At 68.0% G+C, this 20,901-nt stretch carries 21 protein-coding genes; 11 read left to right on the forward strand and 10 right to left on the reverse strand.

Features of this window, described 5'->3' with window-relative positions; all coding sequences use genetic code 11:
• Positions 1-72: 72 nt before the first annotated feature.
• The 5 genes from M673_RS15305 to motA all read right to left on the reverse strand — a co-directional run bounded on the left by M673_RS15305 (position 73) and on the right by motA (position 3,755).
• A complete protein-coding gene (locus tag M673_RS15305) occupies positions 73-1,095 on the reverse strand; it encodes a FliG C-terminal domain-containing protein (protein ID WP_061976854.1) in 1,023 nt (340 codons plus the stop codon).
• 10 nt (positions 1,096-1,105) lie between these two features.
• Complete coding sequence (gene fliN / locus M673_RS24925; RefSeq protein ID WP_061977886.1) at positions 1,106-1,444, reverse strand: flagellar motor switch protein FliN; 339 nt, start codon at positions 1,442-1,444, stop codon at positions 1,106-1,108.
• A gap of 165 nt (positions 1,445-1,609) precedes the next feature.
• The gene (locus tag M673_RS15315) at positions 1,610-1,960 is read right to left on the reverse strand and encodes a DUF6468 domain-containing protein (RefSeq protein ID WP_061976857.1); all 351 of its coding nucleotides are present in this window, start codon (positions 1,958-1,960) and stop codon (positions 1,610-1,612) included.
• Positions 1,941-2,876, reverse strand: coding sequence for a FliM/FliN family flagellar motor switch protein (locus tag M673_RS15320; RefSeq protein ID WP_061976859.1), 936 nt, complete (start codon positions 2,874-2,876; stop codon positions 1,941-1,943). Before M673_RS15320 ends, M673_RS15315 begins: the two co-directional genes overlap by 20 nt.
• Before the next feature lie 9 nt (positions 2,877-2,885).
• Positions 2,886-3,755: a flagellar motor stator protein MotA gene (gene motA, locus M673_RS15325; RefSeq protein WP_061976861.1), complete on the reverse strand. Its 870-nt coding sequence runs from the start codon at positions 3,753-3,755 to the stop codon at positions 2,886-2,888.
• A gap of 224 nt (positions 3,756-3,979) precedes the next feature.
• On the opposite strand from motA, the gene flgF reads away from it, so the two are divergent.
• Positions 3,980-4,705 carry a flagellar basal-body rod protein FlgF gene (flgF, locus tag M673_RS15330; protein ID WP_061976863.1) on the forward strand — a complete coding sequence of 242 codons (726 nt, stop codon included), beginning with the start codon at positions 3,980-3,982 and terminating at the stop codon, positions 4,703-4,705.
• Positions 4,702-6,033, forward strand: a complete 1,332-nt coding sequence (locus M673_RS15335) for a FliI/YscN family ATPase (protein ID WP_061976865.1) — start codon at positions 4,702-4,704, stop codon at positions 6,031-6,033. Before flgF ends, M673_RS15335 begins: the two co-directional genes overlap by 4 nt.
• A gap of 32 nt (positions 6,034-6,065) precedes the next feature.
• Here M673_RS15335 and M673_RS15340 read toward each other — a convergent pair whose 3' ends face one another.
• Positions 6,066-6,311, reverse strand: coding sequence for a hypothetical protein (locus M673_RS15340; RefSeq protein ID WP_148640091.1), 246 nt, complete (start codon positions 6,309-6,311; stop codon positions 6,066-6,068).
• Positions 6,312-6,408: 97 nt separating this feature from the next.
• Here M673_RS15340 and M673_RS15345 point away from each other — a divergent pair, with 97 nt between their 5' ends.
• Positions 6,409-7,332 (forward strand): LysR substrate-binding domain-containing protein, encoded by a 924-nt coding sequence (locus tag M673_RS15345; RefSeq protein ID WP_061976869.1) that lies wholly within the window; start codon positions 6,409-6,411, stop codon positions 7,330-7,332.
• A 9-nt stretch (positions 7,333-7,341) separates the two neighbouring features.
• Complete coding sequence (locus tag M673_RS15350; RefSeq protein ID WP_061976871.1) at positions 7,342-9,162, forward strand: ABC-F family ATP-binding cassette domain-containing protein; 1,821 nt, start codon at positions 7,342-7,344, stop codon at positions 9,160-9,162.
• Between the two features lie 15 nt (positions 9,163-9,177).
• On the opposite strand, the gene M673_RS15355 is transcribed toward M673_RS15350, so the two are convergent.
• Positions 9,178-10,143, reverse strand: coding sequence for a DUF808 domain-containing protein (locus tag M673_RS15355; protein WP_061976873.1), 966 nt, complete (start codon positions 10,141-10,143; stop codon positions 9,178-9,180).
• 230 nt (positions 10,144-10,373) lie between these two features.
• On the opposite strand from M673_RS15355, the gene M673_RS15360 reads away from it, so the two are divergent.
• Positions 10,374-11,537 carry a D-alanyl-D-alanine carboxypeptidase family protein gene (locus M673_RS15360; protein ID WP_061976875.1) on the forward strand — a complete coding sequence of 388 codons (1,164 nt, stop codon included), beginning with the start codon at positions 10,374-10,376 and terminating at the stop codon, positions 11,535-11,537.
• A 48-nt stretch (positions 11,538-11,585) separates the two neighbouring features.
• Here the strand turns inward: M673_RS15360 and M673_RS15365 are convergent, their stop codons facing one another.
• Both M673_RS15365 and M673_RS15370 read right to left on the reverse strand, forming a co-directional pair.
• The gene (locus M673_RS15365; RefSeq protein WP_061976876.1) at positions 11,586-11,972 is read right to left on the reverse strand and encodes a response regulator; all 387 of its coding nucleotides are present in this window, start codon (positions 11,970-11,972) and stop codon (positions 11,586-11,588) included.
• Positions 11,973-12,024: 52 nt separating this feature from the next.
• On the reverse strand, positions 12,025-13,497 hold the full coding sequence (locus M673_RS15370; RefSeq protein ID WP_061976878.1) for a sensor histidine kinase: 1,473 nt from the start codon (positions 13,495-13,497) through the stop codon (positions 12,025-12,027).
• Between the two features lie 359 nt (positions 13,498-13,856).
• Here M673_RS15370 and M673_RS15375 point away from each other — a divergent pair, with 359 nt between their 5' ends.
• Positions 13,857-15,263: a DEAD/DEAH box helicase gene (locus M673_RS15375; protein WP_061976880.1), complete on the forward strand. Its 1,407-nt coding sequence runs from the start codon at positions 13,857-13,859 to the stop codon at positions 15,261-15,263.
• 146 nt (positions 15,264-15,409) lie between these two features.
• A complete protein-coding gene (locus tag M673_RS15380; protein ID WP_061976882.1) occupies positions 15,410-15,727 on the forward strand; it encodes a polyhydroxyalkanoic acid system family protein in 318 nt (105 codons plus the stop codon).
• Between the two features lie 12 nt (positions 15,728-15,739).
• Here the strand turns inward: M673_RS15380 and M673_RS15385 are convergent, their stop codons facing one another.
• Positions 15,740-16,252 carry a hypothetical protein gene (locus M673_RS15385; RefSeq protein WP_148640092.1) on the reverse strand — a complete coding sequence of 171 codons (513 nt, stop codon included), beginning with the start codon at positions 16,250-16,252 and terminating at the stop codon, positions 15,740-15,742.
• 160 nt (positions 16,253-16,412) lie between these two features.
• Between M673_RS15385 and M673_RS15390 the strand changes: the two genes are divergently transcribed.
• From M673_RS15390 to M673_RS15405, 4 genes are all read left to right on the forward strand, one after another.
• Positions 16,413-16,736: a PilZ domain-containing protein gene (locus M673_RS15390; protein ID WP_061976886.1), complete on the forward strand. Its 324-nt coding sequence runs from the start codon at positions 16,413-16,415 to the stop codon at positions 16,734-16,736.
• Between the two features lie 95 nt (positions 16,737-16,831).
• Positions 16,832-18,094 carry a cytochrome c gene (locus tag M673_RS15395; protein WP_148640093.1) on the forward strand — a complete coding sequence of 421 codons (1,263 nt, stop codon included), beginning with the start codon at positions 16,832-16,834 and terminating at the stop codon, positions 18,092-18,094.
• Between the two features lie 20 nt (positions 18,095-18,114).
• The gene (locus tag M673_RS15400; protein ID WP_061976890.1) at positions 18,115-18,600 is read left to right on the forward strand and encodes a (2Fe-2S)-binding protein; all 486 of its coding nucleotides are present in this window, start codon (positions 18,115-18,117) and stop codon (positions 18,598-18,600) included.
• Positions 18,597-20,831, forward strand: a complete 2,235-nt coding sequence (locus tag M673_RS15405) for a xanthine dehydrogenase family protein molybdopterin-binding subunit (protein ID WP_061976892.1) — start codon at positions 18,597-18,599, stop codon at positions 20,829-20,831. The genes M673_RS15400 and M673_RS15405 overlap by 4 nt, the downstream gene beginning before the upstream one ends.
• Positions 20,832-20,901 lie beyond the last annotated feature (70 nt).

Genomic DNA, 20,901 nt, shown 5'->3' on the forward strand with positions numbered 1-20,901 from the left:
CCGCCCGCTCCCGATCGCGCATGAGAAAACGCCGGGAGAGGACCCTCATGGTCCCCGCCCGGCGTCCTTGGTTCACTCGCCCTTTTCGGTGAGGTCGAGACGACCTTCGGCCGAAAGGCGAAGGGCGGCCGCGGCGATGGAGCGCCGCGCGTCGTGGACGAGGTTCGCAGCCACCGCCTCGTTGCGGCCGAGCTCGGCTTCGACCATGCGCCGGGCGCGGGCGCCGAGCGCTGCCAGAACGGCCTCGCGCATGGTTTCGTCGGTGCCCGACAGGGCCTGCGTGACCGTTTCGGTCGGGATCGCGTCGAACAGGAGCAGGCGGGACTTCTTGGGAAGACCCGGAATGTCCTCGAAGGCGAAGAGCAGCTTGCGCAGCTCCTTGGCCTCTTCCGGCTCGCTGCTCTCGATCGATTCCAGGAGATCGTCGGTCTGCCGCTTTTCCATGCGGTTGACGATCTCGGCGAGCGTGGCGTGCCGGGCCTTGCGCTCGGCACCGTTGCCGGCCGCCACGAAGGACTCGCGGAAGCGGTGCTCGATGAGCCGCGCCATCTGCTCGGTCGGCGGCTTGGCCGAGAGCATGCGTCGCACCACGTCGTTGCGCAGCGGCCCGTCCAGCGCGGCGACGACCTGGGCGGCCACCTCCGCCTTCAGGCGCTGCACGGCATAGGCGATGATCTGCGGATGCTCCTTGAGAAGAAGCGCGGTGATGGCCTGCGCGCCGAGCTGTTCCAGCTCGTACCAGACCGGCAGCGCGTTCTCGTCCTCGAGACCTTCGTCGCGATCGAAGACCAGCGCCAGTTCCTCGCTCGACAGCGACGAGCGCAGGAGCTTGGACAGTTCGCTGTCGAGGGCGGCAAGGCCCGGACCGCTGCGGAAGGCGTCCTGGAAATCGGCGACGATGGCGTCGAGCTCGATCGCGGTCACCGGCTTCTGGTGCGAGGCGCCTTGGCGCAGGGTGCGGATCTCGTCGGGGGTAAAGTGCTTCAGGAGCTTGGCTGCGCCTTCGCCGCCAAGCGTGAGCAGCAGGATCGCCGCGCGAGCTGCGCCGGACTTGTTCGGTCCTTCGAGCTCCAAAGGTGAGTAGGCACCCAACATGGCGAGGCCGTCAGATGGCGCCGGCGGACTTCGAGCGCGGCTGGCGCACGGCCGGCGACACGATCTCCGTCAGCGTGATGCCGAACCGTTGGTCCTCGTTCTCGAGCACCACCACCTCGCCGCGCGCCACGATGCGGCCGTTGACCATCAGGTCCACCGGGTCGGACACGTTGGTGTCGAGCTTCACCACGGCGCCGCGCCCGAGCTTCATCAGGTTGGCGACCGGCATCACGGTGGAGCCGAGCACGACCTGCATGGTCACGGGGATGTTCATGATGACGTCGAGATTGGGCTGGGCCGGGGGCAGGTCCGCCGCGGCCGGCGCCATCTCCTCGTAGCCTTCCGCCATGAAGCCGTTTTCGGTGCCGAACTCGGTTTCGGTCTCTTCGGCGAACTCGGTGGCCTCCATGCCGAAATTGGGCGTGAAGGTCGTTTCGGTCTCGAGGTCGATCGTCTGGTTGGGCATGGAAGACAGGTCCTTCGAAATGTCGCCGGGTCGAAGCGACCCCATTTATTAACGAATAGCTGCTGGAACTGACGCGAAGCGGGACAGGGCGTCCACATCGTTGGCGGGCTGGGCGCGTCGGCGCTCGTAGCTGTCCAGGATGATGTCGAGGCGTTCGGTGAGCTCCTGGGCCTCGCCCATGCGCTCCTCGAGGCTGCGCAGCGTCTGCACGCCCTCGGTCTTCAGGAGGATCACGGCGTTGGCCGCCCGGTTGATCGACTGGTCGGCCTCCACCAGCGCCGCGCGCAGGGCCGACTCGTCGCCGCGCAGGCGGCGCAGCTCGCGATACATCGAGCCCGTGCGCCAGCTGGTAACGAGAAGGGCGCCGACCAGAACCGCGTCAATCAGAAAGGATGTCATCGATGAACTCCTCCGTCGGGTCGACCGATTCCTCGATCCGCACCATGTAGCTGTCGCGCGAGCGGCCCATATGGCCGCGGAACAGGCGCTGGCCCTCGCATTCGAGAACGAGCAGGCTTTCCATCGTCACATTGAGCGAAAGGGTCTGGCCGACCTGGAAGCAGGCGACCTCGCCGAGCGTCGTCGGGTGCTCGGCCAAAAGCGCGCTGACGCGCATGTCCGCCTTCTGGAAGCCCGCTTCCAGATCCTTGGTCCAGCTTTCGTCGACGATCGAGGGGCCGGCGTCCGGGATCACGGCGAGCGCGCGCTTGTGGAGCGAGAGCACCGCTTCGGGCACCGCGATCCTGAGCGCCGCCAGACAGCGGCCGATCGAGACCTCGAAGCGGAATTCCACGAACTGGCGCGCGTCCTTGAGCAGCAGCGCGTCGAGCTTTGGACCGATCTCCTCGGTGACGAGCCGGTCAGGCGCCATCTGCATCGGGGCGATGTCGCCGAACACGGCGTTGCCCGTATCGACAAAGGCGCGCAGGGCGTTGTCGGCGAAGAACTTGCCGACGCTGGTGAGCGGGCGGCCGAGCTCGGGCTTGTTGCGCCCGTCGCCGCCGAAGGCCGCTTCCGCCACTGTGTCGACGAAGAGCGGGCCGCCGGCCACCAGAACCGTCTCGCGCCATTTGGGTGAGCGCACGGTGAGCGCGATCTGCGTTTCGGCTTGCTCCATCGCCTTGGCGTCGAAGACGAAGTTCGAAAGGTCCGCGAACTCGATCTTCAGCTCGGAGGCGTAGGTCGCGTTCAGCTTGGCGCTCGCGGCCTCGGCCCAGGCGGCGCCGATGACCTTGAGGCGGGGGTAGCGGTCCGGCTCGATCCGGGCCGCCGAGCGAAGCCGCTCTCCGATGCGGCGGTCGGTGACGGTGTCCATGAAGCCTCCTTATGCCGCTGCCGGTGCGCCGCCGCCGATCGTCTCGGCCTCGACCTGATCGATCGTCGGGCGATCATGGGCGGAGATCGCCTTGCGGCCGTATTCGAGAGCGACCTGCGGAAGGGCGCCGTTCATGTAGGCGATGAGCGTCTGCTTGATGATGATGTACATGCGCATCTGCTTCTCGCGCACGCTCTTGATTTTGGCGGCCAGCGGGGCGAACACGCCGTAGGAGAAGAAGATGCCGGCGAAGGTGCCGACCAGCGCGGCGCCCACGAGATGGCCCAGCACTTCGGGCGACTGGTCCAGCGCGCCCATGGCGTGCACGATACCTAGAACGGCGGCGACGATGCCGAGCGCGGGAAGACCGTCGGCGACTTCCTGTACGGCATGCTTGGGCTTCAGCTTGTCGTGCTGGACGGTGTGGATTTCCTCGTCCATCAGCGCCTCGATCTCGTGCGGACGGGCGTTGCCGATGATGATGAGGCGGCAATAGTCGCAGATGAAGTTGGTCATCGCCTGGTTCTTCAGGATGTTCGGAAACGCGCTGAAGATCGCCGACTCGGCGGGGTTGTCGACATGAGCTTCCACTTCCGAGCGCGACTTGGAGCGCATCTCGCGCATCAGGGAGTGGAGGAGGCTGAGAAGGTCGAGATAGTCGCGCTGCTTGGGAACGGCGTCCTTGAACGCCTCGCCCATCGCCTTGCCCGTGTCCTTCACCACCTTCATGTTGTTGGCGATCAGGAAGGTGCCCAGCGAGGCGCCCAGAATGATCAGCAGTTCGTAGGGCTGCCAGAGGACGTAGAGATGGCCGCCCGAAGCGACGTAGCCGCCCAGCACGCAACCGATCGTGACGAGAAGGCCGAGAATGATACCCATCGGGTGCCCCTGGTGAGGAAAGAATTGGTTAACGCATAGGGGGGCCGACTTGCGCGAGACTGTGCGCTGCGGAAGGTTCCATGGGCCGCACGAAAGGGTCAGCTTCGATCCATTTGCTTAGGGTTATGGTGGGCTCGAAGGGAGGCATCCGCCACGTGCGGGGGCCGCCCGCCCGCTTCCCTCCGGGACCGGCACCCTCTCGCGATTCCCAAGGCCTCTCCCCCATGCAGACATCGCTCCCCGTCGCTCTTTCCGGCCAGCTCGCCACGGAAAAGCGCCTCGACACGATCGCCAACAATCTGGCCAACCTGCGCACGGCGGGCTTTCGCGCCGAAGAGGTGAAGTTCGAGAGCTTCCTGTCGCGCACCGCGCCCGAGACCGTGGCCTTCACCTCCGGCGGCGAGCGCTACCTGTCCACCCGCGCCGGCGAGATGACGCAGACCGGCAACGCGCTCGACATCGCGGTGGGCGGCGACGCCTTCTTCGCGATCCAGACGCCCAAGGGCACCGTCTATACCCGCGACGGCCGCATGCAGATGCGCAATACGGGCGAGCTCGTGACCGTGAACGGCGAGCCGTTCCTCGACGTCGGCGGCGCGCCCCTGCTGATCGACCCGGCGGGCGGCCCGGTCTCCATCGCGCGCGACGGCATGCTGACCCAGAAGAACGTGCAGGTCGGCGCGGTGGGCCTGTTCGAGATGCCGGTGGGCGCCAATCTGCAGCGCGCCGGAACCTCCGGCGTGGTGCCCGACAAGGCGGCCGTGCCCGTGGTGGACTTCGAGAAGACCTCGGTGCTCCAGGGCTATGTGGAAGGCTCCAACGTCAACCCGATCCTTGAGATGACGCGCCTCATCGAGGTGCAGCGCGCCTTCGAGCAGGCCGCCAATATGATCCAGACCTCCGAATCCTCGCTCAACAACGCCGTCACCCAGCTCGGAGCCGTGAAGTGACGGCAGGCCCGAGGCAGAAGGTCGATCTGTCCGGCTTGAGCGAGCCCCTGATCCGCGTCAGCGGCCATATCGTGGACGTGTCGGCGCAGGCCTTCCGCGTTGCAGGCCTCAGCCCCTATGTGAAGCTCGGCGACTGCGTGGTCTGCGACGGGCCCGAGGGCGAGGAGCTGGGCGAAGTGGTGCGCGTCGAGGAAGCGGCCGCGACCGTCAAGCCCTTCGCCGTGCGCTTCCAGAGCGGCGTGCGCTCGCTCGCCTGGCGCACCGGCCCGGTCACCGTCTCGCCCGCGGCCAGCTGGCGCGGGCGCACGGTGAACGCCTTCGGCCGCCCCTGCGACGATCTCGGCCCCCTTGAGCAAGGTCCCGTCGCCTATCTCACCGACACGCTGCCGGACGCGGCCATGCGTCGTGGCCGCGTCACCGCGCCGGTCCAGACCGGCGTCAAGGCGATCGACATCTTCACGCCCCTGATCCGGGGCCAGCGCATGGGCATCTTCGCCGGTTCGGGCGTCGGCAAATCGACCCTGATGGGCATGTTGGCGCGGGCCAAGGGCTTCGACACGGTGGTCGTGGCGCTGGTCGGCGAGCGCGGCCGCGAGGTGCGCGAGTTCCTCGAAGTCACCATGCAGGGCGAGCTGTCGCGCGTGGTGACCATCGTCGCCACCGGCGACGAGAGCGCCATGATGCGCCGCCTCGCGCCCAAGACCGCGATGACGGTGGCCGAATATTTCCGCGACCAGGGCGACCATGTGCTCCTGATCGTCGACTCGGTGACGCGCCTTGCCCACGCCGCGCGCGACGTGGCGCTGGCGGCTGGCGAGCCACCCGTGGCGCGCGGCTATCCGCCCAGCGTCTTTTCCGAGCTGCCGCGCCTTCTGGAGCGCGCCGGCCCCGGCGCTCCCAACAGCGGCACGATCACCGGGCTCTTCGCGGTGCTGGTGGACGGCGACGACCACAATGAGCCGGTGGCCGATTCCATTCGCGGCACGCTGGACGGCCATATCGTGCTCAGCCGCTCGATCGCCGAGGAAGGCCGCTTTCCGGCCGTGGACGTTTTGAAATCCATCTCGCGTCTGGCGGACCTGTCTTGGAGCACGGAGGAGCGCGAGCTCGTCTCACGCCTTCGCTCGATGATCTCCCGCTTCGAGGACACACGCGATCTTCGCCTGCTCGGCGGCTACCAGCGCGGCGCCGACGCCACGCTCGATCAGGCGGTGGATCTCGTACCGCATGTCTATGGCGCCCTGTTGCAGGGCCCGGCGGACGGGCCGACCGATCAGCCGTTCGAAGACCTCTCGCGCCGGCTGAAGGCCGGCATGACGCCCGGCTAATCTCGAACCGCCCCTCTCCTTGAGACCGCCGCTCAGGCCGACTTGCGCGGCCGGGTGGCGGGCGGGCGGCTCCAACCTTCCACCACGGCGCGCGGCGCATCGGCCGGCCCATCCCGCCAACCGATATCCCGCTTCAGCCAGTCCGGCATCTCCTCTTCCTGCAGGACGCAGACATGCTGCGCGAGACGCTGCCTGACCGAGCTGATCCATAAGCTGAGTTTGGCGAGAAGACCGGATGCAGTCCGACTCCTCGCCCGTTCGATCGATCTCGTCCGCATGGCCTGATCCTCCTGTTTGCGATGGAAGAGATCGCGCCGGAAGGCTTGCGGGTCCAATCGAAGCTCGGGCATGATGCAAAAGGAGGTTTTATGCATCATGTCGCGATCTCTGCCGCCGCTCGCTGCCCTACGCGCCTTCGAGGCCGCCGCGCGCCATCTGAGCTTCACCCGCGCCGCCGCCGAGCTCGGCATGACGCAGGCCGCCGTCAGCTATCAGATCCGCGTTCTGGAAGAGCGCGTTGGCACGCCGCTCTTCCTGCGCGGCAAGCGGCCGATTTCGCTGACCGACGCTGGCCGGCGCCTCGGCACGGACACGACCGGCGCCTTCGATCTCATCGCCGCCGCCTTCGAAGCGGCCAAAGGCGGAGCGTCCGGCGTCCTCACCATCAGCGTCATTCCGACCTTCGCCACTGGCTGGCTGGCGCGGCATCTCTATGCTTTCCAACTCGCCCATCCCGAGATCGCGGTGCGCCTCCATGCGACGCGCGACGTCAGCGATTTCGAGCGCGAACCGGTGGACCTCGCCATTCGGGGTGGCCCGCCTCCCTCCCCCGCGCTCGTCTCTCACAAGCTCCTGTCCGCCGACTTCACGCCCATGCTGAGCCCGGCGCTGGAAGCGAAGATCGGCTTGGCCCTGCGCGAGCCCGCCGATCTCCTGCGCTATCCCCTGATCGACCCGACAGATCCCTGGTGGAACGAATGGTTCGCCCATGCCGGCGTCAAGCGGCCGGGGTTCGACAAGGACGACGGCCACAAGATGGGCGGGCAGGATCTGGAGGCCATCGCCGCCATCTCGGGGCACGGCGTTGCGATCCTCACGCCCTTCTTCTATCGGGACGATGTCGCCGCCGGGCGGCTGCGCCCGCCCTTCGACCTTCTCTGCCCCAGTTCGCGCGGCTATTGGCTGTGCTATCCGCCCGGCCGGCGCAACGCGCCGAAGATCCGCCTTTTCCGCGAATGGCTGCTCGGCCACTTCCCCGAGGAGGACGGCGATCTTTCAAGCCGGAAAGGGATCGGCTAGAAGCCGGCCATGGCTCCTCCCCCGCTTCTTCGTCTCGACGGCGTGCGCCTCACCTTCGGCGGCACCCCCCTTCTCACCCATGTCGAACTCGGCGTCCTACCGGGAGACCGGATCGCATTGGTCGGCCGCAACGGCTCCGGCAAGTCGACCCTCCTGAAGATCGCGGCCGGCATCGTCGAGCCCGATGGCGGCGAGGTGTTTCGCCAGCCCGGTGCGACGATCCGCTATCTCGCGCAGGAGCCTGATTTCGGCGCGGCCGAGACGGTGGAGGCCTATGTCCTGGCCGGGCTCGGGCCGGCTGATGAGCCCTATCGCGTCACCCGCCTGATCGAGGGCCTCGGGCTTCGCGCCGACGCGCGGCCGGGCGATCTGTCGGGCGGCGAGGCGCGCCGCGCCGCGCTCGCCCGCGTTCTGGCGCCCGAGCCCGACATCGTGCTTCTGGACGAGCCCACCAACCACTTGGACCTTCCGACCATCGAATGGCTGGAAGAGGAAATCCGGGGCATGCGCTCGGCGGTCGTCACGATCAGCCACGACCGGCGCTTCCTTGAGCGCGTGACGGAGGCCACCGTCTGGCTCGACCGCGGCTCGGTGCGCCGGCTGAACGAGGGCTTTTCCGGCTTCGAGGCCTGGCGCGACAAGGTGCTGGAGGAAGAGGAGCGCGACCTTCAGAAGCTCGACCGCAAGATCGTTCGCGAGGAGCACTGGCTGCGCTACGGCGTCACCGCCCGGCGCACGCGCAACGAGCGGCGCCTCGCCGGCCTTCACCAATTGCGCGCCGACCGCAAGAACGCCCGGCGCGCCGTCGGCACGGTGGAGATGGCGGTCGGCGAGACGCGCGAAAGCGGCAAGCTGGTGATCGAGGCGAAGGCCATCTCCAAGCGCTATGACGAGCGCGTCCTGATCGACGGGTTCTCCACCCGCATCCAGCGGGGAGACCGGGTCGGCCTCGTCGGGCCGAACGGCGCGGGCAAGACGACGCTGCTCAAGATCCTGATCGGCGAGGCCGAGCCCGACAGCGGCACCGTGCGCCTTGGCACCAATCTGGATCTCGCCTTTCTCGACCAGAAGCGCGCCAGCCTGAGGGACGATCTGTCCGTGTCCGACGCGCTGACCGACGGGCGCGGCGATCAGGTCATGGTGAACGGCGAGCCGCGCCATGTCGCGGGCTATCTCAAGGACTTCCTGTTCCAGGCCGAGCAGATCCGCACCCCGGTCGGCAACCTGTCGGGCGGCGAGCGGGCGCGGCTGCTTCTGGCCAAGACCTTGGCGACGCCCGCCAACATCCTGGTGCTGGACGAGCCGACCAACGATCTCGACATGGAGACGCTGGATCTCCTGCAGGAGCTCATCGCCAACTATCCCGGCACCGTGCTTCTCGTCAGCCACGACCGCGACTTTCTCGACCGCACGGTGACGAGCGTCATCTCACCGGAAGAAAACGGCCATTGGCTGGAATATGCCGGCGGCTACTCCGACATGGCCTCGCAGAAGCGCGGCGCGCTGAAGGAAGCGCGCAAGGCCGACAAGCCCAAGGCAGCGGCCGGTTCGGGCGCGGAGAGCAAGGCCCCGGCGAAGACAGCCGCCGCCACGACCAAGCTGTCCTTCAAGCAGAAGTTCGCACTTGAGAACCTGCCCAAGGAAATCGCCAAGCTGGAAGCGGCGATCGCCAAGGCCGAAGCGGAGATGGCCGATCCCGCTCTCTTCACCAAGAACCCCGACCGTTTCGCCAAGCTCGCCGCCAGCAGCGAGAAGGACCGCGCTGCCCTCGCCAAGGCCGAGGACGAATGGTTGGAGCTGGAAATGCTCAAGGCCGAGATGGAGAGTTGAGAGGAAAGACGGGGCTCAGCGCCCCGTCACCGCCTTCCAGGCCGGGGCGAGCAGCTTGCCGACGATCGGGATCAGCGCGAAGCCGACGAGGAGGCCGACGATGCCGGAGCCGATCGCCGTGACGAGCCAGCCGAGGAACCCACCGAGCGCCGGCACGAGGGCGGACACCGCGACGCTGGCGTCGTGGATGACGTGTTCGATCCCCGTCAGGCCGTAGCCAGCCAAGCCATGGACGATGATGCCGCCGCCGACCCAGACCATGGCGGCGGTGCCGACCAGCGCTAGGAGGCGCAGGAAATGCGGCATGAAGCGCACGAGGCCGCGCCCGAAGGCCGCCGCCGCTCCGTTGCTCTGCCTTGCCAGGGCGACGCCCACATCGTCGGCCTTCACGATCAGCGCCACCGCGCCGTAGACCACCGCCGTGATGCCGACCGCGACGATCGCCATGACCACCGCCTTGGTCCAGATTCCGCTCTCTGGCAGGCCGGCCAGGGTGATCGCCATGATCTCGGCCGACAGGATGAAATCGGTCTTCACGGCGCTCGCGACCCGCTCGTCCTCCAGCGCCTGCGGCGCCTTGGCGGCCACCGTCGGCAGCGCCGCCTCGTGCCCATGGGCCTCGTGGGGCACCAGCTTCTCGTAGATCTTTTCCGCCCCCTCGTAGGAGAGATAGGCGCCGCCCAGCATCAGGAGCGGGGTGATGGCCCAGGGCGCGAAGGCGCCGAGCACGAGCGCGATCGGCAGGAGAAACAGGAGCTTGTTGCGCACCGAGCCCTTGGCGATGCGCCAAACGATCGGCAGTTCGCGCTCGGCCGCGAAGCCCACGACATAGCGAGGCGTCACAGCCGCATCGTCGATCACGACGCCGGCGGCCTTGGCGCCAGCCTTGGCCGCCTGCGCGCCGACATCGTCCAGCGAAGCGGCGGCGACTTTCGAAATCGCGGCGACATCGTCCAGAAGGGCGATCAATCCGATGCTCATGGTCTCTTAACATCCCCTCGAATGCACCCGGCGCGATCTCCAGCCCACCCCATGAGACCCCGCTTGCCGCTGGTTAAGCTGCGGCCTTGATGCCACTCATACACAGCCAACGTCTCTCCAACGAGATCGTGCGCGAAGAGTGCTTTCCTTTTCCGTTCGGCGATGCACTCTTTCGGTTCGAAGCCGCCCGCACGGGGCGGCTGGATGCGGCCGTGAGGGGGGAGACAGCCATGAGCTTCAGCGCAACGATCGAATCGCCGCGTGGGGCGAAGCGGGTCCTTGCTCTCGCGGCCCTCGTCCTGGCGCTCGCCCAGCCCGCGCTGGCGCTGGAAACCACCGCCCGAGCCGCTCTCATGGTTGATCTCGGCAGCGGCACGCTTCTGTTCGAAAAGAACGCCGACCAGGAAATCCCGCCCGCCAGCCTGTCGAAGCTGATGACGCTGGCGGTGATCTTCGACGAGCTGCGCAAGGGTTCGGTGCGGCTGGACGAGAGCTTTCCCGTGTCCGAAAACGCCTGGCGCACGGGCGGCGCGGCGTCCGGCGGCTCCACCATGTTCCTGCCGCTGAATTCGCAGGTCACCCTTGCCGACCTCATCAAGGGCATCGCCATCCAGTCCGGCAACGACGCGACGATCGTCGCCGCCGAGGGCATTGCCGGCAGCGTTCCGGCCTTTGCCGAGATGATGAACCGCAAGGCACGCGAGCTGGGGCTGACCCATTCGCATTTCGTCAATCCGCACGGCCTGCCCGACCCCCAGCAATATGTCTCCGCGCGCGATCTGGTGACCCTGGCAAGCTATCTCATCCGCGAGTTTCCCGAGCAGTACCCGCTCTTCTCGGAGGAGGAGTTCACCTTCAACGGCATTACGCAACGCTCGCGCAACCCGCTCCTGCCGCTCGGCGCGGACGGGCTGAAGACCGGCCACACGGCCGAGGCGGGCTACGGGCTCGTCGCCTCGGTGAAGGACGACACGGGCCGGCGCATCGTCTTCGCGCTGACGGGGATGAAGAGCGTGCAGGAGCGCGCCGAGCAGGCGCGCGCCATGATGACGGCGGGCCTGCGCGGCTTTGAATCCATCGTCGTGGCGAAGGCGGGGGAATCGCTCGGCGAGGTGCCGGTGCGCAACGGGGCGGAGGAGAGCGTGCCGGTGCGCCCGGGCGGCGAGATCCGCTTTCTCCAGCCGCGCGGCGAAGGCGGCGGGCCGGTGACCCACGAGATCGTGCCGCTCGGCATCGTGGACGCGCCGGTGCCCGAGGGGCGCCGCGTGGCGCAGCTGCGCGTCCTGCAGGGTGGGAAGGTGCTGCGCGAGGAGCCGCTTTTCGCCGCCCGCGCGGTCGAGGAGGCGAGCCTGCTGCAGCGCATCCAGAACACCGTGCTCGGGCATTTCCGCTGATGCGCGAGGCTTAAGGCGGCGCGTCGCCCGCGCCGCCGGCTTTGCCTCTCAGACCGTCGCCTGCGCCATGGCGCTCATCACGGCCTGATGGGGATAGGGCTTGAAGAAGAACAGGCTGTCTTCAGGCAGTTCGTCGCCGGCGGGCGGCCGCACGCCTGACGTCACCAGAATACGCACGTTCGGCCAGCGGCTGCGCACCGTGGCGGCAAGCCGGTAGCCGTCCATCGAGCCCGACATCTGCACGTCGGTGAAGAGGATACGGATATCGGGCTGGGCTTCCAGAAGGCGGATGGCCTCGTCGGCATTGCGCGCCCCATAAGCCACGAGCCCCGCCTCTTCCGCGATGTCCATTGCATCCATCATCAGAAGCGTGTTGTCATCGACAATCACGGCACCATGGCGTTGCGGAAAGCGAGAACGACCCAAGGGAAGCATCCTTTGATACGAAGAGGGTCGGCCTCGGCCGCCCGTTCGTATGACTATGATACTATAATCTTGCGCTCACCTTTCCATTCAACGTGAACACTAGACCTTGGGTTGCATAATCCAGCTTTGCTACACCTTGGAAATAGGGTGCCACGATCCGCTGGACGAGGCGCGTTCCAAAGCCTGACCGGACGGGAACCTCGACGCTGGGGCCGCCCGACTCCTGCCACCGGAAGGTGAAATCTCCGTCCGATTTGGCATCCCATTCTATCTCGACCTGACCCGTATCGTTCGAAAGCGCCCCGTATTTGACGGCGTTGGTGGCGAGTTCGTGCAGCGCCAGCGATAGGCCGAGCGCCTTCTGGCTGCTGAGCGTGACCGGGCCGCCGGAAATGCGGAACCGCCCGCGCGCATGGTCGAGCACGCTCAAGGCGGCATCCACCACCTCGCGAATGTCGGCGCTGTCCCAGTCCACCCTTGTCAGGATGTCCTGCGCGCGGGCCAGCGCGGCGATGCGGCCGGAAATGGCCTCCCGCCCCTCTTCCACGGTCTTCACCTGCCGCAGCGTCTGCGTGGCGATGGCCTGCACCATGGCCATGGAGTTCTTCATGCGATGGGCCATCTCGCGCATCAGCTCGATGCGCTGCTGCTCGGCCATGATACGCGATGTGACGTCGTAGCCCTCCACCAGAATGCCGACCACGGCATTCGCCTCGTCACGAACCGGCTGGTAGACGAAGTCGAGGAAGCGCTCCACCTGAGGCCCACCAGGCTCGTTTTGGGTCACGAAGCGCGCCCCGCTCTGCGCGTGCGCCTCGCCGCTGGCGAAGGCCTCGGCCAGAAGCGCGCCATAGCCCTGCTCCATCGCCTCCGGCAGCGCCTCGCCGATCGTGCGGCCAATGAGGTCACGATCGCCGACGAGCCTGAGATAGGCCGGATTGGCCCATTCGAACCGATGCTCCGGCCCGTTCATCATGGCCATGAAGCTCGGCGCCTGCTGGAACATCTGCTGAAACCGGGCGCGCTCGGCCGCCATCCGGCGCCGCGCGATGACCTCGCCCGTGGTTTCCGTGCAGGCGCAGAACATGCCCCCGACCTCGCCGTTTTCGACGCGCACCGGCGTATAGGAGAAGGCGAAATGCGTCTCCTCGGGATAGCCGTTGCGGTGCATCGTGAACTCGATGTCGTCCATATGCGTGGACACGCCGGCATAGGCCCGGTCCAGAATCGGCTTCACGACATCCCACAGGTCGAACCAGAGATCGTGGAACGGACGCCCCAGCGCGCGCGGATGGCGCTGGCCGCACATGGCGGCATAGCCGTCGTTATAGAGGGTGATCTGCTCGCGCCCCCAGACCACGAGCATGGGCTGGCGCGAACCGAGCATGATGCCGACGACCGTGCGCAGGCTCTGCGGCCACGCCTCCACCGCGCCGAGCGCGGTGGCGGACCAGTCGGTCTGCCGCATCAGCTCGCCGCATTCTCCGCCTCCCTCCAGAAACGAAAAGCCCACGTCGCCTGCGGCGCGCAGCACCGTTTCCCCTGACAAATCAGCTCGCCTTTCCCTATGTCCCCCTTTTGTTCATATCGGAGAGGCCCGCCGGAAATCCAACGGAAAAAAGGGGGCATGATTGTCAGGCTGGTGTCTTTCTGCATGGCTGGCAATCGCTGGCGCGCGCCGAAATGCCTTGACGCCCGGTCCGCATGCGCCGATATGGGAGCCACATACCCGCGTTTGCGCAGTGCCCGCTTCCCCCGACTATTTGGGGTCAGGCCATCGGGCGCCTGCTGGCTGCAATGTTTGCCAGCCGCGGTCCGTGCTGATCTGCTCCCGCGCAGGAACGGTCAGCCGTTTATCGGCCTCCACAGGCCGAAGCCAGTCAAAGGCACTCCTTGACCCAGACGAACTTCCAGGCGCTCGGCCTTGCCGACGCGCTTCTGTCCGCCCTTGCGGCGATGGACTTCACCGTGCCCACGCCGATCCAGGCGCAGGCCATTCCCGCCGTTCTGAAGAATCGCGACGTTCTCGGCATCGCGCAGACCGGCACCGGCAAGACCGCCGCCTTCTCGCTTCCCATCATCGACGCGCTGCTGCGCCAGGGCGCCCGGCCGAAGTCCGGCTCCGCCAAGGTTCTCGTGCTCGCCCCGACGCGTGAGCTCGCGATCCAGATCGCCGAGAACGTGAAGGGCTTCACGGCCGGCACACCGATCCGCCACATGACCGTCTTCGGCGGCGTTTCCATCCGTCCGCAGATGGAAGCGGCCCGTCGCGGCGTCGACATCGTGATCGCGACCCCCGGTCGCCTTCTCGACCTGATCGACCAGCGCGGCCTGACCCTGTCCGACATCAGCCACGTCGTGTTCGACGAGGCGGACCGGATGCTCGACATGGGCTTCATCCGCGACATAACCCGCATCGTGAAGATGCTGCCCTCCGACCGACAGTCGCTCCTGTTCTCGGCCACCATGCCGGACAACATCGCCTCGCTGGCCGCCAAGCTCCTGAAGAACCCGGTTCGCGTCGAAGTGACGCCGGAAGTCGTGACGGTCGAGAAGATCGAGCAGAGCGTCTTCCTGGTGCCGCAGAAGATGAAGAAGCACTGGCTGATCAAGCATCTGCCGGGCTTCGACAAGGCGGTGATCTTCACCCGCACCAAGCATGGCGCCAACCGCCTGTCGGAAGACCTGGAAAAGGCCGGTATCGGCGCGCTGGCGATCCATGGCAACAAGAGCCAGGGCGCGCGTCAGCGGGCACTGTCCGAGTTCCATGCCGGCAAGCTGAAGGTTCTCGTCGCCACCGACATCGTGGCGCGCGGCATCCATGTCGATGACATCAGCCATGTCGTGAATTTCGACCTGCCGGAAGAGCCGGAAAGCTATGTGCACCGCATCGGCCGCACGGCCCGCGCCGGCAAGTCCGGCATCGCGGTCACCCTGTGCGATCCGTCCGAGCGCTCCAAGCTGCGCCAGGTCGAGAAGCTGACGGGCCTTCGCTTCGACGTGCAGTCGAACGAGTTCTCCGACGCCTCCGGCGCCCCGGACGAGCCGCGCGGCGAGCGCGGCCCCCGGCCGCAGCGCTCCGGCCGCCCCGGCGGCGGACGCAGCGAAGCCGGTCGTGGCGGCGGTGGTGGTCGCGGCGGCCAGTCCGGCGAGCGCCGTCCGCATGGTGAGCATCAGCGCGGCGCTCAGCGCAGCGAGAATGCCGCGCCGCGTGGCGACGAGCGCGACGGCCAGCCGAACCGCAACCGCACCCGTCGGCGCAGCCCGCGCCCGCAGGGCGGGACTCGCGTCGCCGGCTGAGCCGGACCGCCATCCATCCGACAAGCGAAAGGGGCCGAAAGGCCCCTTTTTTCGTGTCCGCGCCGGGGCCGAGCCGGCAAGGTTGCGCGTCTGCCCCTGCCCCCCATATGCAGGGGCGAAGCAAACGCCAATCGAAAGACGGTGACATGGCCGAGACGGTGAAGGTCGACATCCCCCACAAGCTGACGCGCGAGGCGGCGCGGCAGCGGATCAACGAGGGGTTCGACCGCATTCGGTCCGAGGCCACCGGCGGCATGCTGAAGTTCGAGGACCAATGGTCGGGCGACCATCTCGACTTTCGCGCCGGAATGCTCGGCCAGCGCATCGTCGGCCGGCTCGACATTCTGGACGACCATGTCCATGTCGAGCTCGACCTGCCCGGCTTCCTCGCCTCGCTCGCCAACAAGGTGACGGGCAAGATCCGTTCGGAAGGAACCCTCCTGCTGGACAGCAAGAAGGCCTGAGGCCGCTAGCCGTCAGCGCGTAGCGGGCGCGCCGTGCAGAGTGGCGTTCTCGGCTACCACGGTCGGGCTTCCCGCCTCCGTGTCGATGGTGCGGACCAGTCCGAGCCCCGGCACGATCGAGCCCACCTTGACGCGCATCAGCTCGTTGCGCGTCGCCAGCAGCGCCTCGTTGTTGAACACCATCACGATCTGATAGTCCGCCGGCGTCGGCTCGCTCAGGCGCACGATCTGCGGCACCGGCATGGCGTTCTCCACGTCGATCGAGCCGGTTTCGATTCGGTCGAGCTTCGGCGGCATATTGGCGAGCGCGGCCTGCTGGAAATAGTCCGGCGACTTCATCGACACGACGAAGGACCAGCCGAAGAAGCCGGCGGACGCGATCGCCAGCAGGACCGAGGCCGAGCCGACAATCCAGTCCGCCGCCGTCCATTCGTCGGAAAAAGGCCCGAGCGACAGGCGTTCGCGCAAAGGTCGCGGCGCCTGCCCGCTCGCTTCGTCCAGTTCCATTGCCGTCATATCAGACATGGCGAAATCCTCGGTGCGTGGTTAGCCGAGGGTTGCGCCGAGCCCGTTAACGAAGATCGAGCATGGCGCATTGGCGCCGGGCGTATCTCTGCGTAGGGTTAGCCAAGTCTGAATCGACGCCGCCCGATGCGGCGTCCCGCCTCGGAGGTGATGGCCTGTGATGCACGATCGACGCCGGGAAGCGCGGCGCAGGACGCGCCTCAGACCCGCCAAGCTCCTGAGTCAGGCGGGGCGGTTCCTCTGCGACTGCACGATGGTGGAGCGCTCGCCCCATGGCGCGCGCGTGCGCGCTTTCGCGCCGGTTCAAACCGCGATCCCGGACGAGCTGTTTCTGTTCGACGAGGTCGAATCGCACAAGCATCGCGCGCGCATCGTCTGGGCGAACGGCGCCGAACTCGGCCTCGTTTTCGACTCGCTCGCGCTCGCGGTGGAAACGCAGGAGCGCCACCGCATTGCCGGGCGCTTCTACGCCGTCTCGCCCTGATGCGCGCGAGAGCGTGATGATCGGGCATCTGGCCGCGTCCGCCCGCTGCCGCATGTAAAAGGACTTGTTCTCCGACGCATCGAGGCCTTGCGGGTTTGATTCGAGTTCTGTTGCTGCTTCTCGGCCTGCTTGTCGTGGCTGGCCTCGCCTTTCTGGCCTATGCGCTGAGCCCGAAGGCCATGGAGCCCGTGCCGCGCCAGAGTCGCGCCGCCTTCTCGGAACTGGCGATCGAGCGCGGCCAGCGCGTGGCGCGGATCGGCAATTGCCAGGTCTGCCACACGGCGAAGGGTGGCCCCTCCTATGCCGGCGGCTACGGCGTCGAGACGCCCTTCGGCACGATCTACGGCACCAACATCACGCCCGACGAGGAGACCGGCATCGGCTCCTGGTCGCTCGAGGCCTTTTCGCGCGCCCTGCGCGAAGGCATCGGCCAGCGCGGCGAGCATCTCTATCCCGCCTTTCCCTACGACCATTTCACCAAGCTGTCGGACGGCGACGTTTCGGCGCTCTACGCCTTCCTGATGACGCGCGAGCCGGTGCGCCGCGCGGCGCCCGAAAACGACCTGCCCGCCCTTCTGCGCTTTCGCCCGCTTCTGGCGGGCTGGAAGCTGCTCGGCTTCTCCGAAGGGCGTTTCGAGCCCGACCCCGCCTCTGACGAGCGGGTGGACTATGGCCGCTATCTCGTGGAAGGGCCGGGCCATTGCGGCGCCTGCCACACGCCGCGCAATCTCATCCAGGCCGAGAAGAGCTCGCAGGCGCTGGAAGGGGGCCTATCCGCCGGCTGGTCCGCCCCGGCCATCGCAGGCCGGATCGAGGTCGCCGTGCCCTGGACGCAAGGCACGCTCGAAACCTACCTGCGCGACGGCTACTCGGTCGACCACGGCGCGGCGGCGGGGCCGATGCAGCCGGTCGGCGTCAATCTGGCCCGCACGCCTGGGGAGGATGCCGGGGCGATCGCGGCCTATCTTCTATCGGTGATGAATCAAGACGTGCGTCGGCAGGTGGAGCCGTCACAGGCGGAGGCCGCCGAGCGGCTGCCCGGCGCGGCGCTCTTTGCCGGCGCCTGCGCCCAGTGCCATGGCGGGGGCGCATCCGCGAGTGCGCAGGGCCTCCCCCTGGAGAGGAGCGGCGCGACCCATGCCGAAACGCCGCGCAATCTCGTGAACTTCATTCTGCATGGGCGCCAGCCCTCAGCCAGCGCGATCGGCCCGGCCATGCCCGGCTTCGCCGCGATCCTGACGCCGGCACAGGTGGCGGAGATCGCAGCTTATGTGCGCGCCCGCTATTCCAGCGAGCCGCCCTTCGCCAAGCTGGGCGAGACCGTGGACGAACTTGTCGCCAAGGCGGCGCGGCCGTGAAGCATAAGGAAACCGGGGCCATGGTGAGCTTCACCGTCAATGGACGGCGCGTCGAGACGGATGCCGATCCCGCCATGCCGCTTCTCTATCTCCTGCGGGGCGAACTGAAGCTGAACGGCGCGAAATATGGTTGCGGCGTCGGCCAGTGCGGCTCCTGCGCCGTGCTTGTGGACGGGCGCTCCACTTTTTCCTGCCTCCTGCCGCTGGCCGCGCTGGCGGGTCGCGAGGTGGTGACGCTGGAGGGGCTGGGCGCCGGCGACAAGCCAGGGCCGGTGCAGGCCGCCTTCATCGCCGAGCAAGCCGCGCAATGCGGCTATTGCATTCCCGGCATGATCGTCGCCGTGGAAGGGCTTCTGCGCCGGGATGCCTCGCCCGACGAGGCGGCGATCCGCGAGGCGCTGCAACCCCATCTCTGCCGTTGCGGAACGCATGCCCGCATCCTGCGCGCCGCCTTGCGCGTGACGACGCCACGCGCGCCCGCAGCCACGCCGGAGCCCAAGCGATGAGCGCCGGCCTGTCGCGCCGGGCGCTCCTGAAAGGCGGCAGCCTGACGCTCGCCTTTGCCCTCGTGCCCCGGCGGCTGCTGGCGCAGGAGGGCGATCCCGGCGGCGAAAGCAGGACGGCCGGCGGCGCACTTCCCGGCAGCCTGGAGGACACGCCGCGCCTCGACAGCTGGATCCGCATCGAGGCGGACGGCACGGCCACTGTCTTCACCGGCAAGGCCGAGTTGGGCCAGGGCGTGCGCACCGCGCTCTGGCAAATCGCGGCCGAGCAGCTCGCCATGGCGCCCGCCACGGTGCGGCTTCGAACCGCCGACACCGCCGAGACGCCCAATGAGGGGTTCACCGCCGGCAGCCAGTCGATCAGCGAAAGCGGCATCGCCATCGGTCATGCTGCGGCGGAGGTTCGCCAGAAGCTCCTCGCGCTGGCGGCGGACCGGCTCGGCGTCCCGGCCGAGACCCTGACGGCCGAGAACGGCGCGATCCTTGCGCCGGACGGGCGAACACTCGCCTATGGCGCGCTGGTGGAAGGGCTGGATCTCGCGGTGGAGGCGACACAAGGCGCGCCGCTCATCGCGGGCGCCGCCCGCCGCCTCGTCGGCCAGCCCCTGCCCCGGCTCGACATTCCCGCCAAGCTCACCGGCCGCGAGGCCTATGTGCAGGATATGCGCCCGGAGGGCATGGTGCATGGCCGCATCGTGCGCCCGCCCGTGCAGGGCGCCCGCCTGCGCGCGGTTGCCAGCGCCCAAGTCGAGGCGATGCCCGGCGTTCTCGCGGTGGTGCGCAATGGCAGCTTTCTCGGCGTCGTGGCGGAGACGGAATGGCAGGCGATCGCGGCGCGCCGCACGCTCGCAAGCCTTGCCGAATGGGATGCGCCGCCCGCCCGTCCTTCGCTCGCCTCCATCCACGACTGGCTGCGCCTCGCCCCGGCCGAGACGAGCGAGATCGCGGCTACGGGCGGTCCCGAGCCGGTGGGCGACCTCGTCACCGCGACCTATCGCCGGGCCTATCAGATGCACGGCTCGATCGGCCCGTCCTGCGCGCTTGCCGAAGCGCGAGACGGGCAGCTGACGGTCTGGACCCACACGCAAGGCGTCTTTCCCGACCGGGACGCCATTGCCGAGTTGACGCGCCTTCCGACTGGGCGAGTGCGCGTGATCCATGTCGAAGGGTCTGGCTGCTACGGCCACAACGGGGCCGACGACGCGGCAGGCGATGCCGCCCTCTTGGCGCTCGCCCTGCCCGGCCGGCCGGTGCGCCTGCAATGGATGCGCGAGGACGAGCACGGGTTCGAGCCCTATGGCTCGGCCATGATCTCACAGCTCGGCGCGCGGCTTTCGGCCGAGGGACGGATCACCAGCTGGCGCTACGACGTATGGTCCATGCCGCACTCGACGCGGCCGGGCACGGCCGGCAACCTTCTGGCGGGCCAGCTGGTGGAGCCGCCCTTCGCCCCGGAGGAGCCGCGCCCCATCCCGCAGCCGACGGGCGGCGGCGACCGCAACGCCATTCCCGGCTACGACCTGCCGAACCTTTCCGTGCAAAACCATTTCGTCGCCGAGATGCCGGTGCGGGTGTCCGCCCTGCGCTCGCTCGGCGCCTATCACAACGTCTTCTCGATCGAGAGCTTCATGGACGAGCTCGCGCTGCGCGCGAGCGTCGATCCCGTCGCCTTTCGCCTGGCGCATCTGGCCGACCCGCGCGGGCGCGCGGTCATAGAGGCGGCGGCAAAGCGCTTCGGCTGGGAACATTGGGCGGCAAAGGGCGAGATGGCCGGCCGGGGCTTCGGTTATGCCCGCTACAAGAACCTAGCGGCCTATTGCGCGGTGGCGGTCGAACTCGGGCTCGACCGAGACACGGGGCGGGTGCGGCTCGGCCGCGTGGTCGCGGCCTGCGACAGCGGCGAGGCGGTGAACCCGGATGGCATCCGCAACCAGATCGAGGGCGGGCTCGTCCAGGCCGCGAGTTGGACCCTGTTCGAGGAAGTGGCCTTCGACGCCGCCGGCCCCGCCTCGCGCGACTGGTCGAGCTATCCCATCCTGCGCTTTGCCGACGTGCCGGCCTCCGTCGAGGTGCATGTGATCGACCGCGTCGGCGAGCCCTTCCTCGGCACGGGCGAAGCCGCGCAGGGGCCGATGGCCGCCGCGATCGGCAACGCCCTGGCGCACGCTGCAGGGACCCGCATCCGCGACCTGCCGCTGCGGCCGGACCGGATCACCGCCGCGCTCGGCGCCTGACGATCCCTTCAAACGAAAAAGGCCCACCCCGATCGCTCGGGGCGGGCCTCGTCTTTTGGGTCGAGCCGTC

It is taken from the genome of Aureimonas sp. AU20, from assembly GCF_001442755.1.
In the GTDB taxonomy this organism is placed as follows: domain Bacteria; phylum Pseudomonadota; class Alphaproteobacteria; order Rhizobiales; family Rhizobiaceae; genus Aureimonas.